Consider the following 14,201-nt stretch of genomic DNA (forward strand, 5'->3'; position numbering starts at 1 on the left):
TCGCCACTGCGGACACCACGGCCGGCAACGCCAAATCCTGCCCCCGGTCGGCGGAACCCAGTCACCAGGGCAGGAGCGGGGGACCCAAACGTTCCTCGGTGCACGTCACCTCGGGGTGAAGCCGCCATCGTGCGGCCGGGCTCCTCGGCCCGAACCCGACAGCTCACCTCGCCGGCGTGGAGGAAGTTCACATGACGTCTGTCTACACGCCCCGTCACCGACGGGTCACCGCCCGCCGCCTCGCCGTCGGCACCCTGGCCGTCGGTGCGGTCACCGGTGCTGTCGCCCTCTTCGGCCCGGCCGCCCCCGCGCAGGCCGCGGTCAACTGGGACGCGATCGCCCAGTGCGAGTCCGGCGGCAACTGGAAGATCAACACCGGCAACGGTTACTACGGCGGCCTGCAGTTCTCCCAGGGCACCTGGGCCGGCTACGGCGGCAAGAAGTACGCCGCCCGCGCCGACCTGGCCAGCCGCGGCGAGCAGATCGCCATCGCCGAGAAGGTGCTCGACGGGCAGGGCATCGGCGCATGGCCGACCTGCGGCAAGAAGGGCGGCTCCGCCGCGAAGCCGTCGACGAAGTCCACGCAGAAGTCCACCGCCAAGTCCACGGCGAAGCCCACCGAGCAGCAGGAGCGGCCCTCGCGGCGGGAGCAGCCGGCGACCCGCAACCACGAGCGCACCGCGCCGACCTCGAGCGGCCAGACCTACCTGGTCAAGCCGGGCGACACCCTGTCGGAGATCGCTGACAGCCACCGGGTGACCGGCGGTTGGCAGGCGCTCTACGAGCACAACCGGCAGCTGATCGGGGCCGACCCGGGTCTGATCTTCCCGGGGCAGCGGCTCAGCCTCTGACGGTCTTCCCGCGTCAGCGGCTCAGCCTCTGACGGATCACGTACGAACGCTCGGCCGGGTCACCGGCCGAGCGTTCGTACGTGTGATGCCCATCAGCCCGAGCGCTCGTACCCCGGGGGGAAGCCGTCACGCCGCGGAGGCGGATGTCTTCGGCCCTCGCTGCGAGGTGACCGGACCGGCGTTCCAGCCCCAGCGGGGAGCCGGCGCGCTGCTCTCCCCGGACCAGCCCGTGCCGCGCTGCTCGCTGTCGTCGTCGATGGTCTCGTCGGCGGGGGCCGGTGTGCTGCGGGCCAGTCGTATCGACTGCTCCGCGCCGGCGCGGGCCGCGCACGGCCAGGACTGCCCGGCGCACTGAAGGTTGCGGCACTGACCCTCGTCGTCCGGCTCGTGGGCGCTCAGCACGTCGATCGCCAGTTGCCAGAGCAGCGGGTCGGTCACGTCGTGCGGCCGCTCGGCAGTGCGACTCGGCCGGTTGCTGGTGTCGTCGTCGGACATTGTGGGTCCCCCCTTGTCAGGCTGTACCCCACAAGGGTCACCCGCCAGCCGCCGGCTAAACCGCCGACCTGCTGTGATGTGTCTCCGGTCGCAGCGGTCGCCGGGACGCCGCACGCAGATCGGTCAATCCGGCAGCAGCGGCATCTCGACGCCCGGCTCCCGGCCGAGCAGGACCGCTCGGGTCAGCGCCGTTGAGCCGAACCGGTCGCGGACCGCGTCCACCGCAGCGTCCAACTCCGCGCCCGGATCGCGGTGAAACGGCAGCTCCGGTTGCACGGGGTTGTCGTCCAGGTTGCCCACCGAGACACCGATCAGGGTGACACCCCGACGATCGATCTCGGTCAACGCGGCTCGCAGCAACGTGCGCGCGGCGGCGAGCAGCGGCGTCGTGTCGGCGGTCGCCTTGCCGATGGTGTGCGAGCGGGTCGCCCGGGTGTAGTCGCCGAACCGCAGCCGCAACACCACAGTGCGACCGGACCGTCCCGCTGCCCGCATGCGGCGGCTGACCCGGTCGACCAGGCCGGCGAGGATGGCATCCAGCTCCGCCGGGGCGTGCGGGGTACGACTCAGCGCATGCTGCGCGCCCATCGAGCCGCGTCGGCGGCCGACCTGCACCGAGCGAGGATCGCGGTTGTGCGCCAGGGCGTGCAGGTGCCTGCCGGCGCCGGACCCGAGCAGCGACACCAGGGCGGCCTCACCGAGCCGGGCCACCTCACCGACCGTACGGATCCGGCGTTCCCGCAGCTTCGCTGAGGTGACCGGGCCGACGCCCCATAACCGCTCGACCGGCAGTGGGTGCAGGAAGGCCAACTCGGCGTCCGGTGCGACCACCAGCAGACCGTCCGGCTTCGCCACCCCGCTGGCGACCTTCGCCAGGAACTTCGTGCGGGCCACACCCACTGTGATCGGCAGGTGGACCCGTTCACGAACCTCCCGGCGCAGCCGCTCGGCGATCTCGGCCGGCGACCCCACCAGCCGCCACAGGCCACCCACGTCCAGGAACGCCTCGTCGATGGAGAGCCCCTCGACCAGTGGCGTGGTCTGCCGGAAGATCTCGAAGACCGCCCGGCTCGCCGCCGTGTACGCCGACATCCGGGGCGGCACCACGATCGCGTCCGGACAGAGGCGGCGCGCCTGCTGACCACCCATCGCGCTGCGTACGCCTCGCGCCTTCGCCTCGTAACTGGCCGCGAGGACCACGCCGCCGCCGACGATCACCGGCCGCCCCCGCAGGCGCGGGTCGTCACGCTGCTCGACCGACGCGTAGAAGGCGTCCAGGTCGGCGTGCAGGATGCTGGCGCCGGACGACACGTACACATGTTCGCATGGCGGGCGGCCATCTCGGCAATGAGCTGGGCGAACACCCGATCAGTCGAGGCAGAACTCGTTGCCCTCCGGGTCGGCCATGACGAGGTGACCGGCACCCAGTGGGGGAGCGGGCTCGTGGCGACTGAGCCGGGTGGCGCCGTATGCGGCGAGTCGTTCCGCCTCCGCCTCCAGGGCCGCCATCCGCTCGTCACCCGTGAGCCCGGGAGCGGCCCGCACATCGAGGTGTACGCGATTCTTCACCTGCTTGGGCTCGGGCACCCGCTGGAAGAACAGGCGCGGTCGCGCACCCTCGGGGTCGACCACCGCCGAGGCGTCGTTGCGGTTCTCCGGCGGGACCCCCATCGCGTCCAGCGCCTGCTCCCACGACTCGAAGTTTCCGGGCGGGCCCTGCAACTGGTAGCCGAGGGCCTCGGCCCAGAATGCGGCCAACCCGGCGGGGTCGGCGCAGTCGAACGTGATCTGCACGTCGCGGGCCATGTCAGCTCCCTGTCTCGTGATCTGGTCGGTCATGATCCCAGCCTCTCGTGAATAGCGGACAGGGCCGTTCCGCGATCCGTGCGACGATCGGCGTGTGACCGTCGAGGCAACGACCGAGCGGGTGCTGCGGTTGCTGGGGCTGCTCCAGCGGCGACCATCCTGGACGGCCGCGGACCTCGCCGCCGAGCTGGGCGTCACCGACCGCTGCGTCCGCCGCGACGTGCAGCGACTGCGCACACTCGGCTATCCCGTGCAGGCGGTGTCGGGCGTCGGCGGTGGCTATCAGCTCGGCGCGGGCACCCGGCTGCCGCCGTTGCTCCTCGACGACGAGGAGGCGATCGCGACGGCGGTCTCCCTACGCCTCGCCTCGGGCGGCACGATCGCCGGAGCGGGCGAGGCGGCCCTGCGGGCACTCGCGAAGCTCGACCAGGTGATGCCGTCGCGGCTGCGTGCCGAGGTGCGGGCGGTGCACGGCGCCACGGAGACGCTCATGGGCCCGGTGGCCGAGATCGACGCGGAGCTGCTGGTGACCCTGGCGCGGGCCTGTCGCGACGCGGTGCGGGTCCGCTTCACCTACGCCGGCCGCGACGGTGGGGACCGCGAACGGACTGTCGGACCGATCCGGATGGTCACCACAGGTCGCCGCTGGTATCTGATGGCCTGGGACGTCGACCGCGACGACTGGCGTACGTTCCGGCTCGAACGGATGGGCGCTGCGACCGCGACGACCTGGCGCTTCCGGGTTCGCGAGCACCCGGATCCGGTCGCCTACGTGCAGCGGTCGGTGACCGAGGCGCCGTACCGGTATCTCGCCCGGGTGCGGGTGCACGCCCAGCCGGACCGGGTGCGGGCGTTGGTGCCACCGCAGGTCGGGCGGGTCGAGGACGACCGCGACGGGTGGTGCGTGCTGGTCGTCGGCGGCGAGAGCCTGGACTGGCTCGCCGCGCATCTCGCCCGCCTCGATCACGAGATGGAGGTGCTGGAGCCTCCCGAGCTGCGCGAGGCCCTCCGCCGTCTCGCCCGTCGCCTCGCCGTGCTGGCGGGTGGGCCATCGGAGCCGGGCGGGCAGTGGCGCAGCGCGTAGTGCCGCAGCGACACCGGGCTGCCGTCCGGGGCGGTCCATGGTGCCGTGCTCGTCCCGACGCACCGCCAGCCGGTGCGCGCGTAGAGCGCGGTGGCCGCTGCACCACCGGCGGCCAGCTCCAGCACCAGGTCCGTACCGCGTTTGCTCGCCCACTGGCGGGCCCGGTCCAGCAGCGCGCCGCCCAGCGCCAACCCTCGGGCGGACGGCACCACGAACAGGCGAGCCACCTCGGCCGTCGGCCGCGCCGACGGCCCGCCCGCCGGGTCGGGGATCCGATGCACCGCGACATGACCCACGACGGCCCCGTCGGCGTCGACCGCGACCCAGGCGCGCGCCGGGTGCGGCTCGCGCAGCCAGCGGTGCGGGTCGGCGGGCCAGTTCAGCGGGTACCTGTCGACGCGGTGAACCTCGGCGAGCCCCGCGACGCAGCCGTCCAGGTCGGTGACGCGCCGCCGGCGGATCCGCTGTGGGTTCACAGGTCGTCGAACGGGCCGGCGTAGCGGAACTCACCGCGGATCGACTCCCGCCACGCGGTCAGCGGCCGGGCCTGGAAATACTGCGACCCCCACGGCTGCGGCGGGGTGACGCCCAGCTCGACGGCGGGCCGGAACCCGAAGCGCGGGTAGTAGTCAGGGTGCCCGAGCAGCACCACCAGCGGCTCGTCGCGCGCGTCAGCGGCGCCGAGCACCGCGTGCATCAACGCGTGGCCGACCCCACGGCGCTGCCAGTCGGGCAGCACGCCGAGCGGCCCCAGCCCGAGCGCCACCGGCTCGCCCGCCACCCGGCCGCGCGTGGCCACCACGTGCCCCACCACCTGGCCGTCCGAATCGGTCGCCACCAGGGAGTACGCGGGCAGCCAGCCCTCGTCGGCGCGCAGCGCGTCGACCAGGGTCGCCTCGACCGGTACGCCAGCGCCGTCGGCCCTGGCGAAGGCGGCGGTGTGAACCGCCCGGATGGCGTCGGCGTCGGCGTCCGTCTCGCGTCTGATCAGCACCGCGCCACCATAGGCCCACCGCGTCGCGGGCTCCACGCCTTTATCACCTGCGCCGACGGGTCGACGGGCGTGGCCTAAAGGCTCAACCGGCCGGGCTCGGGATCGCGGCCTGGCACGTCAGCCCACGGCCGTGGCCGAGGGTGGGGCGCTGCCGCCCTGGGGCACCTCCGGAGTCATCAGCCGGATGATCTCCGCCCGGTCGGCCGGCGAGGGCAGCCCCCATTCGGGCCGGTAGCCATACACCTCATGCAGTGGGGTTGAGCAGGTGCGGCCGTCCAGGATCTCCACGGCGTCAGTGCCGATCAGGCCCGGGTGTTCGACGCCGCAGGCCTCGGCGACCTTCGTCAGGTCGCGGCGCAGCGTCTGCAGGTAGTTGGCCGCCCGGACCGACTTCAGTGCCGGGTCCAGGCCCCGGGTGAGCCACGTGTTCTGCGTCGCGACACCGGTCGGGCAGGTGTCGGTGTGGCACTTCTGTGCCTGGATGCAGCCGATCGACAGCATCGCCTCCCGACCGACGTTGACCAGGTCGCAGCCGAGCGCGAAGGCCACGATGGCGTTGTCCGGCAGGCCGAGTTTGCCGGCACCGATGAAAACCACCTGCTCGTGCAGGTCGTGCTCGGCGAACACCTTGTAGACCCGGGAGAAGCCCTGCTGGAACGGGAGCGACACCGAGTCGGTGAAGATCAGCGGTGCGGCGCCCGTCCCACCCTCGCCACCGTCGATCGTCACGAAGTCGACGCCTCGGCCGGTGTCGCGCATCAGGGTGGCCAGCTCCTGCCAGAAGCCCAGGTCGCCGACCGCCGACTTGATGCCGACCGGCAGGCCCGTCTCGGCGGCCAGCAGCTCCACCCAGTCGAGCAGGCTGTCGCAGTCGGAGAACTCGGCGTGCCGGGACGGGCTCACGCAGTCCTGACCGGCCGGGATGCCCCGGGTGGCGGCGATCTCGGCGGACACCTTCGCCCCGGGCAGCAGCCCACCGAGGCTCGGCTTGGCGCCCTGGCTCAGCTTGATCTCCAACGCCTTGACCGGTGCGCCGGCCACCAGGTCCTTCAGCCGGTCGAGGCTGAACCGGCCGTGTTCGTCGCGGCAGCCGAAGTACGCCGTTCCGAGTTGAAAGACCAGGTCGCCGCCGTTGCGGTGGTACGGCGACAGGCCACCCTCGCCGGTGTTCTGCAGGCAGCCGGCGAGTGCGGCCCCCTTGTTCAACGCGGCGATGGCGTTGCCGGAGAGTGAGCCGAAGCTCATGCCGGAGATGTTGACCACCGACTCCGGGCGGAACGCCCGGGCCCGCTTCCGGGCCGCGCCGAGCACCTTCGCGGACGGCAACCGCACGTCGTGCCCGGCGGCGGGTGTCGACGGCGGCACGGCCCGGCCGAAGGTGCGGTGCTTGATGATCGGGTAGCCGGGGGTGTACTCGATGTCGTTGTCCGTGCCGAAGCCGAAGTAGTTGTTCTCCTGCTTCGCCGACGCGTACACCCAGCGGCGTTGGTCGCGGGTGAACGGCCGTTCCTCGTTGTTGCCGGCCACGATGTACTGCCGTAGCTCCGGGCCGATCGCCTCCAACAGGTAACGGGCGCGACCGAGCACCGGATAGTTGCGCAGCAACGCGTGGTCGCGCTGGATCAGATCCCGCGCGGCGAGCGCGGCGACGGCGGCGGCAGCAGCGGGTACGGCTCGACGGGCCCATTTCATGCCCGGCAGTCTTTCCGCCCGCGCCTCTGGCCAAACCGGTCCCGCCGATCCCATGCGCTGGTCAGGGGCGGGGACCACGAGGCGCGCCCGGCGGCGGTGCGGGACGTACCCGCACCGCCGCCCCGGGCTCAGCGGCGCCGGAAGGACTCGCGGACCGACCCGCCGACCACCGTGCACCACGTGCTCGTGCTGAGCTTGCCGTTGCGGGGCAGGCCGTGCAGCGCCTGGAGGTCCTGCACCGCGGCCCGGGTGGCGTGGTCGTAGGCCCCGGTGACGGTGACCGCGTACCCCTTGGTGGCGAGGATTTCCTGCACCGCCGTGACCGGCGCGCCGGTGGCGTGCTGGTTCAGCTCGGGGACCAGGGTCTCCCAGGTCGGCGTGGTGAGGGTGGCGTCCACGTCCACCGCGATGCCGTTGCGGGCCTGCCAGTCCTGCACGGCCGCCACGGTCGCGGCGTCGAACGTGCCACTGACCGTCACCGCGTAGCCCCGGAACGCGAGCAGGTGCTGCACCACCCGGACCGAGGGGGAGTTGACGAAGCGCCACAGGTCCGGCCAGCGGCGGGCGGGCACGTCACCCAGCGTCGTGCCGAGGGCGGCGTGCACCCGCCGACGCAGCTCGGGGAACTGCCGGTAGAAGGCGGCGCCCGGGCACTCGGTGGTGCGGAAGTCCCAGTGGCCGAAGATGTCATGGGCGTGCAGCCCGTACTGCCGGCAGATCGCGACACAGAGCTTGACCAGCGAGTCGGTCAGCGCCTTCGGCGGCGTCTCGGTGACGTAGGTGCCCTCGTTCTCGATGCCGATGGCCCGGCCGTTCTCGCCCGGGCAGTGCGCCGAGATCATCTGGCGGTCGCCGGCTTCGAGGCGCTCCAGGCTGCCCCGGCGACCCTCCAGCACGTAGCCGCCGCGGCTCACCGTGAAGTGCTGGCCGGTGTCCGACCAGCCGTTGCCGTCCATGTGCAGGTCCTGGCAGTCGTGGGCCAGTTTGACCGCCTGCTCGCGGGAGTAGTCGGTGACGTTCGGAAACGCCATGTGATGCACGATGATCTTGTTGGTGGCGATGGCGCTGACCGACAGGGGGTCCTTCGGCGGGCGGGCGTCCCACTCGTCGCAGCTGATGATCCAGTCCAGGTCGGCGCCGGGGGCGGCGGCCTGCGCCGAGGTGGGGAAGGCCAGTTCGCTCCCGACGACGGCGACCGTGGCGGCGCCGAGACCGGCTCGCAGCAGTGTCCGGCGATCCACTTCGGAATGGTCGACGTGCATGACATCTCCTCCTGCGGCCGACGGCGGGGGGGATGAAAAGTAGCTCCAGTGGCCGCACGCACTCCGGAGGATATTGCCAAGACTCGCCCCCGCGCCAGAGGTCCGCGCCACCTCATGATCACTCGGGTTTCCGCGACTCGGGCCGGGGGTAGGTCGGGGCTGACCATCCCGGCTGCCCGCATGAAGGAATGACCATATGAGTGACAACGTCAGCGACGCGGTGGGCGACGCCCTCCGATCGGTGATGCTCTTCCTGCCCAAGGCCGTCGCCTTCCTGGCGATCCTGGTGGCGGGATGGCTGATCGCCAAGGCCGTACTGAAGATCGTGGAAAAGGTCCTGGAACGGGTGGGCTTCGACCGCGCCGTCGAACGCGGCGGCATCCGCCGTGCGTTGAGTCGCTCCCGGTACGACGCCAGCGACATCGTCGGGAAGCTCGTCTACTACGGGTTGCTGCTGTTCACCCTGCAACTCGCCTTCGGCATCTGGGGGCCCAACCCGATCTCCGACCTGCTCGGCGCGGTGATCGCGTGGCTGCCGCGCGCGTTCGTCGCGATCGTCATCGTCGTGGTGGCCGCCGCCATCGCCAACGCGGTCAAGGACATCATCAGCGGCGCGCTCGGCGGCCTGTCGTACGGCCGGGTGCTGGCCACCATCGCCTCGGTGTTCATCCTCGGCCTCGGCGTCATCGCCGCGCTGAACCAGATCGGGGTGGCCACCGCGGTCACCACCCCTGTTCTCATCGCGGTGCTGGCCACGATCGGCGGCATCCTCGTCGTCGGGGTCGGCGGTGGCCTGATCCGTCCGATGCAGAGCCGTTGGGAGGCGTGGCTGACCCGCGCCGAGCAGGAGTCGCAGCAGATCGCCGCGCACGCCCGCGCCTACCGCGAGGGACGCCGCGACGCCGAGGCCGAGCTGGCCCGGGCGTCCGCCGCCCCCGCCGAGCCGGCCCGGCCGCCGTTCGTCGCCGACGACCCGGAGCGCACCCAGATGCTGACGCGACCGACCGATACGGAGGCCACCCAGGTGGTGCGTGCACCCTCCGACCCGGAGGCCACCCAGGTGGTGACCCGCCCGGCCGACGCGGAGGCCACTCAGGTGGTCAGCCGGGGTGGCGGCGACGCGGACACGACCCAGGTGGTCGGCCGAGGTGGCGGCGACGCGGACACGACCCAGGTGGTGAGCACCGGTGGTGCGGTGCCCGGTCCGCGTACCAGCGACGACAGCGAGACCACCACTGTCATCCCGCCGGTGGACCGACGCTGACCAGCAGTCGTTCAAGCGGGGCGGGATCGATCGGATCCCGCCCCGCTTCGCGTTGCCCGGCACGCCAAAAGTGCTTTCGCGGCGCGGCGGTGCGCGTCTAGCATCGCTGACATGACCTGGCGACATTGATCCAGCAGAGCAGGCCGATCCCGTGGGCCGCCACCGGCACCGCACGTCCGGTGCCCGTCTCCACTCCCACGGGAAGGCCCCATGATTCACCTCGCCTCGCGCGTGCCCGACCCGGCGGTCCGTCGTCTGACGGCCACCCTCTACGGATACGCGTTCCTCAGCGACCTCGTCCTGCTCTACCCGCTGTACGTGGTGTTCTTCGCCGACGCCGGGTTGTCGGTGGGGCAGATCTCCTCGCTCTTCGTCATCTGGTCGGCCGCCGGCATCCTGTTCGAGGTGCCGTCCGGCGCGTGGGCCGACGTGGTGTCCCGTCGGCTGCTGTTGTGCCTTGCCCCGCTGGTGACCGCCGCCGGGTTCGCGCTCTGGGTCCTGCTGCCGTCGTACCCCGCGTTCGCGGTCGGTTTCCTCCTCTGGGGTGCCGGCGGAGCACTCGTCTCCGGTGCGCTGGAGGCGCTGGTCTGGACCGAGCTGGACCGGCTCGGCGCGGTCGGCCGGTACGCCCGGGTGCTCGGGCGCGCGCGGACGGCCGGTGTGCTGGGCGTGGTGGCCTCCGGAGTGCTCGCCGGCCCGGTGCTCGCCGTCGGCGGATACCCGGCGGTCGGCGCGGCCAGCGTGCTCGCCTGCCTGCTCGCCACGATCGTCGCCGCCCGGTTCCCGGAACACCGCCCACCGGCCGACGCCCCGGTAGACGCGCCCCTCCCGGCTGGCGTGCCCGTCCCAGCCAGCGGGCACGAACCGGCCGCGGCCATACGGCCCGTGGCGGCGGCCACACCCGGGGATCGTGAACCGGACGGCTCCCCAGCGGACGACGAGGGCGACCTGGGCTGGTGGGACACGCTGCGGGCCGGAGTGACACAGGTGCGCACCCGCCCGCCGGTGCGGTCAGCAGTGCTGCTGGTCGCCGTGGTCGCCGCCGACTGGGGCGCCCTGGACGAGTACTCCCCGCTGCTGGCCCTGGACACCGGCGTGCGGGCGGAGGTCGTACCCCTGCTGCTCCTGCTGCTCTGGGCCGGGGTGACCGTCGGCGGGCTGCTCGCCGGAGTGGGGGAGCGGTTGGGCCGCCGGGGCTACGCCGCTCTGCTGGGCCTGGTCGGTGTCGGGTTGGCCGGCGGCGCGTTGACCGGGCGACCGGCCGGCTTCGTGCTGCTCGCGCTGGGGTTCGGTGCCGCGCAGTTGGCAACCGTGCTGGCCGACGCGCGGCTCCAGGCCAGGATCACCGGCAACAGCCGCGCCACCGTCACGTCACTGGCCGGGATGGCCACCGACCTGCTGATCATCGGGACGTACGCCGGTTATGGCCTCCTGGCCACGGTGGTCGGCAACGCGGTGGCGTTCGCGGTGACAGCCGGGCCGTACCTCGTCCTGGGCCTGGTGCTGCTGACCCGCCGGCACCCGACGGTCGTGCCCGCCAGCAGCACGGCGGCTGCGGCGCACGGCCCGCGATGACCGAGGACCCGGCGGCGACCGACGTGGCCGCCGCCGGCCCTCGCTCAGCTGGACAGGTGCAGGAACGACCACTGGTGGCCGTCGAGGTCGCGGAAACCGCGCATGTACATCGGCCCGTTGGCCATGCCGGGCCCGAGCGACTGCCCGCCGGCGACCGCCGCCCGGTCGACCAGCTCGTCGACCTGCTCGCGGCTCTGCGCCGACAGCCCGACGACGACCTCCCGGCTGGTCTCCGTGTCGGTGGCGGCGACACCGGTGTACGACTCGAAGCCGGAGCGGAGGTGCAGCACCAGCCGGGTGCTGTCGGAGATGGTGAACACCGTGGTGTCCCCGCTCAGGTCGGCCTGGTCGCTGGTGAACCCGAGCTCCCGGTAGAACTCGGCCGCAGTGGTCAGGTCGCGCACCGGCAGGTTGATGAACGTCATGGTCATCGGTTGTCTCCGTTCGACTCGAGCGGTGCCTTCGACGCGGCGAGCCGCTCCCGCCAGTACGCCTTCAGCTCGGCGGCTTGCTCGGCTCCGGTCAGCTTCTCGTGCAGCACGCTGACCCGGGCCTTCGACTCGCCGACAGCGTCGAAGCCAACGACGATCCGAGTGGGACCACCGGCCGCCGGTGTAGCTTTCGCCGGTCTTCTCCATCCGGGCGCGGACCCGGGTCTTGAACGATCAGGGCTGGTCACCGTCGAGGTAGACCCATCGGCCTTCCTCGCGGACGAACCGGCTGTGTTCGGTCAGGGTGCCGGGCCGTCCCGCGTCCCGGTAGTGGGCGTGGAACGTGACAGTGCCGGCGGCGTCGAGCAGGCCGCCCCGCTCGGTCTCGACGATCTCCAGTCGGGTCCACCGCTGCCCCGGGTCGAGCTGAAGGGAGGCGGGCCGGGTCGAGGAGTGCCAGCTGCGCAGCAGGTAGCCGGTGTCGCCGAGGGCGAAGGCGCTGAACCGGGAGCGCATCAGCGCCTCGGCCGTCGCTGCCGGGCTGTCGCCGCCGTGCGCCGGGGCGCAGCAGTCCGCGTACGCCTGGCCGGAGCCGCACGGGCAGGCCCGTCCCGTCGTCGTGTTCGCCCGTCGGCGTCCCGCACCCTTACCCACGTCGTCATCCTGCCTCACCGCCGGGCGTCGACCCACGACGACTCCCGCCGGTCGGTGCGGCGCGGCGTACGGCCGGGCATGATCCACTCGACTTCACGGAAATCGGGGTATCCGGGAGGGTCCGACACCCCGACTTCAAGGAACCCGAGTCGATCAAGCCAGCCGGCCGGGGCGGTCAGGGCCGGCTGGGGCGGTCAGAGCGCCAGGGCGGTCAGAGCCAGCCGGAGCGGTCAGAGCCAGCCGGAGCGGCGGAACAGCCGGTACAGGAACAGGGCGGCCGCCGCCATCAGGGCGAGGGCACCGGCATAGCCGTAGCGCCAGGCCAGCTCCGGCATGTGGTCGAAGTTCATACCGTAGATGCCGGCGATGCCGGTCTGGGTGGCCGCGATGGCCGCCCACGCCGCGATCTTGCGCATGTCGTTGTTCTGCTCGACGGCGAGCTGCGCCAGTCGCGACTGGACGATCGAGGTGAGCAGGTCGTCGTACGCGGCCACCCGGTCCACCGCCCTGCTCAGCCGGCCGTCCACGTCCACGAACCAGCGGTGCAGGGCGCGGGGCGGGCCGTCGGGGTCGAGCAGCGTACGCATCGGCGCCTGCAACGGCAGAACCGCCCGCTTGAACTCCACCACCTCCCGTTTGAGCTGGTAGATGTGCTGGATGTCGGCTCTGCGGTCTCGGGCGAACACCGCCTCCTCGACCCGTTCCAGGTCCCGTTCCACGTGCCCGGCCACCTCCAGGTAGGAGTCGACCATCCGGGCGCAGACCGCGTACGCCACCGCCCACGGGCCGGCGGCCAGCAGCGCGGGGCGGCCCTCGATGTCGGCGCGGACGGTGCGTAGCGCCCCGGCGGCGCCGTGCCGCACGGTGATGGCGAACCGGTCGCCGAGGAGCACCATCACGTCGCCGGTGTCGATCACCTCGGAGGTGTCGGTCAGCTCGTCGTGCTCCACGTACCCGGCGGTGCGCAGCACCAGCAGCGTGACCGACCCGTGGCGTTGCACCGTGGGTCGGTGCCCGTCGGCGAGCGCCTGCTCGACGGTCAGCTCGTCCAGGCCGAAGGTGCGGCCCACTGCGGCGAGCACGGCCGGGCCCGGGTCGTGCAGTCCCAGCCACACGAAGGCGTCGCGGCCGTGCCGCGCGCGGGCGTACGCGTCGTCGTAGTGCGGTCGACCGGGCTCGCGCCGACCGTTGACGTAGACGGCGCAGTCGACCACTGCGTCCGGATTGGACCGGCGGGGGTTGGGGGCGACGGTCTCGGGCCGGCCGAGCAGTCGACGGGCCAGGGCGCGTACGCCCTGACCGGCTCGGTCCCGTACCGGTCGCTGATCCACCGCGTGCCTCCCCGTCGCCCGCGCACCGCCCCGGTCACGGTGTGCTCGCGGGGGATGGTGCCACCGCATTCTGCCGAGCAGGGTCCAGCTCCCGACAGCGGGGCGGCGACACCGGGCGGTGCGGGTGGCTCAGGCGGTGCGGGCGGCTCAGGCGGTGCGGGTGGCGAAGACGACGACGTTGTCGACGTAGTTGCCGGTCGAGGCGTCGAACCGGCCGCCGCAGGTGATGAGGCGCAACCCGGCCGCGTCCGCCGGGCCGTAGACCAGCGTGCTGGGAAAGCGGTCCTTGGGGTACGCCTGGACGTCGTCCACCGTGAACGTGGCGACCTGCGCGTCGGCGCGGGTGACCTGGATCTGCTCACCGGGGCGCAGCCGACCGAGGTCGAAGAAGACCGCCGGGCCGGCCGGTGAGTCGACGTGTCCCACCAGGACGGCGTTGCCGGTCTCGCCGGGGCTCACCCCGTGCCGGTACCAGCCGGCGAGGGTGGGCTTGTCCAGTGGCGGCACCTCCAGCACCCCGGCGGCGTCCGCGCCGACCGGGACGACCTCGGCGCGTACGCCGATGGCGGTGATCTGCACCCGGACCGGCGCGGCGCGTGACAGCGGCGCCAGGTCCGGTGCCGGATGAGTGCGTCGCGGCGCGTCGGCCGGTGGTCGTGGTGGCCGCGCCGGGTCGGCGGTGAGGCCGACGGTGATCAGCCCCAGCCCGGTCACGCCGAGCAGGGCCACCACGGCCGGTAGGGTCCGCCGCCACCACACGTG

General features: G+C 72.6%; 13 protein-coding genes, 2 pseudogenes and 1 riboswitch. Of the genes and pseudogenes, 4 read left to right on the forward strand and 11 right to left on the reverse strand.

Annotation, left to right across the window (positions count from 1 at the left end; all coding sequences use genetic code 11):
* The first annotated feature begins 19 nt into the window (after window positions 1-19).
* Window positions 20-191, forward strand: a riboswitch (cyclic di-AMP (ydaO/yuaA leader).
* On the forward strand, window positions 192-851 hold the full coding sequence (locus HNR22_RS02025) for a LysM peptidoglycan-binding domain-containing protein (protein ID WP_179778753.1): 660 nt from the start codon (window positions 192-194) through the stop codon (window positions 849-851).
* A 126-nt stretch (window positions 852-977) separates the two neighbouring features.
* On the opposite strand, the gene HNR22_RS02030 is transcribed toward HNR22_RS02025, so the two are convergent.
* From HNR22_RS02030 to HNR22_RS02040, 3 genes are all read right to left on the reverse strand, one after another.
* Entirely contained in the window at window positions 978-1,346 is a 369-nt protein-coding gene (locus tag HNR22_RS02030; protein ID WP_179778754.1) for a hypothetical protein, read from the reverse strand.
* 123 nt (window positions 1,347-1,469) lie between these two features.
* Window positions 1,470-2,657, reverse strand: coding sequence for a DNA polymerase IV (gene dinB, locus HNR22_RS02035; protein WP_179778755.1), 1,188 nt, complete (start codon window positions 2,655-2,657; stop codon window positions 1,470-1,472).
* A gap of 57 nt (window positions 2,658-2,714) precedes the next feature.
* Window positions 2,715-3,152, reverse strand: coding sequence for a VOC family protein (locus HNR22_RS02040; RefSeq protein ID WP_179783360.1), 438 nt, complete (start codon window positions 3,150-3,152; stop codon window positions 2,715-2,717).
* A 94-nt stretch (window positions 3,153-3,246) separates the two neighbouring features.
* Here HNR22_RS02040 and HNR22_RS02045 point away from each other — a divergent pair, with 94 nt between their 5' ends.
* On the forward strand, window positions 3,247-4,236 hold the full coding sequence (locus HNR22_RS02045) for a WYL domain-containing protein (protein ID WP_179778756.1): 990 nt from the start codon (window positions 3,247-3,249) through the stop codon (window positions 4,234-4,236).
* Window positions 4,237-4,298: 62 nt separating this feature from the next.
* Here HNR22_RS02045 and HNR22_RS31140 read toward each other — a convergent pair.
* The 4 genes and pseudogenes from HNR22_RS31140 to HNR22_RS02060 all read right to left on the reverse strand — a co-directional run.
* Window positions 4,299-4,712: pseudogene (locus HNR22_RS31140) on the reverse strand (GNAT family N-acetyltransferase); the annotation flags it as partial.
* Window positions 4,709-5,230, reverse strand: a complete 522-nt coding sequence (locus tag HNR22_RS02050) for a GNAT family N-acetyltransferase (protein ID WP_179778757.1) — start codon at window positions 5,228-5,230, stop codon at window positions 4,709-4,711. The gene HNR22_RS02050 and the pseudogene HNR22_RS31140, both read right to left, overlap by 4 nt.
* Window positions 5,231-5,347: 117 nt before the next feature.
* Window positions 5,348-6,922: an FMN-binding glutamate synthase family protein gene (locus tag HNR22_RS02055; RefSeq protein ID WP_179778758.1), complete on the reverse strand. Its 1,575-nt coding sequence runs from the start codon at window positions 6,920-6,922 to the stop codon at window positions 5,348-5,350.
* A 128-nt stretch (window positions 6,923-7,050) separates the two neighbouring features.
* On the reverse strand, window positions 7,051-8,184 hold the full coding sequence (locus tag HNR22_RS02060; protein WP_179778759.1) for a peptidoglycan recognition protein family protein: 1,134 nt from the start codon (window positions 8,182-8,184) through the stop codon (window positions 7,051-7,053).
* Window positions 8,185-8,380: 196 nt separating this feature from the next.
* Between HNR22_RS02060 and HNR22_RS02065 the strand changes: the two are divergent.
* Both HNR22_RS02065 and HNR22_RS02070 read left to right on the forward strand, forming a co-directional pair.
* Window positions 8,381-9,092, forward strand: a pseudogene (locus tag HNR22_RS02065) (mechanosensitive ion channel family protein); the annotation flags it as partial.
* 566 nt (window positions 9,093-9,658) lie between these two features.
* Window positions 9,659-11,023 (forward strand): MFS transporter, encoded by a 1,365-nt coding sequence (locus tag HNR22_RS02070; protein WP_179778761.1) that lies wholly within the window; start codon window positions 9,659-9,661, stop codon window positions 11,021-11,023.
* A gap of 44 nt (window positions 11,024-11,067) precedes the next feature.
* Here the strand turns inward: HNR22_RS02070 and HNR22_RS02075 are convergent, their stop codons facing one another.
* From HNR22_RS02075 to HNR22_RS02090, 4 genes are all read right to left on the reverse strand, one after another.
* Window positions 11,068-11,454: a VOC family protein gene (locus HNR22_RS02075; RefSeq protein WP_179778762.1), complete on the reverse strand. Its 387-nt coding sequence runs from the start codon at window positions 11,452-11,454 to the stop codon at window positions 11,068-11,070.
* 234 nt (window positions 11,455-11,688) lie between these two features.
* On the reverse strand, window positions 11,689-12,108 hold the full coding sequence (locus HNR22_RS02080; protein ID WP_179778763.1) for a YchJ family metal-binding protein: 420 nt from the start codon (window positions 12,106-12,108) through the stop codon (window positions 11,689-11,691).
* Window positions 12,109-12,338: 230 nt separating this feature from the next.
* Window positions 12,339-13,439: a CorA family divalent cation transporter gene (locus HNR22_RS02085; protein WP_179778764.1), complete on the reverse strand. Its 1,101-nt coding sequence runs from the start codon at window positions 13,437-13,439 to the stop codon at window positions 12,339-12,341.
* Window positions 13,440-13,586: 147 nt separating this feature from the next.
* Window positions 13,587-14,198: a class F sortase gene (locus tag HNR22_RS02090; RefSeq protein WP_179778765.1), complete on the reverse strand. Its 612-nt coding sequence runs from the start codon at window positions 14,196-14,198 to the stop codon at window positions 13,587-13,589.
* Between the last annotated feature and the right edge of the window lie 3 nt (window positions 14,199-14,201).

This window comes from Micromonospora jinlongensis, from assembly GCF_013410645.1.
In the GTDB taxonomy this organism is placed as follows: Bacteria; Actinomycetota; Actinomycetes; order Mycobacteriales; family Micromonosporaceae; genus Micromonospora; species Micromonospora zamorensis.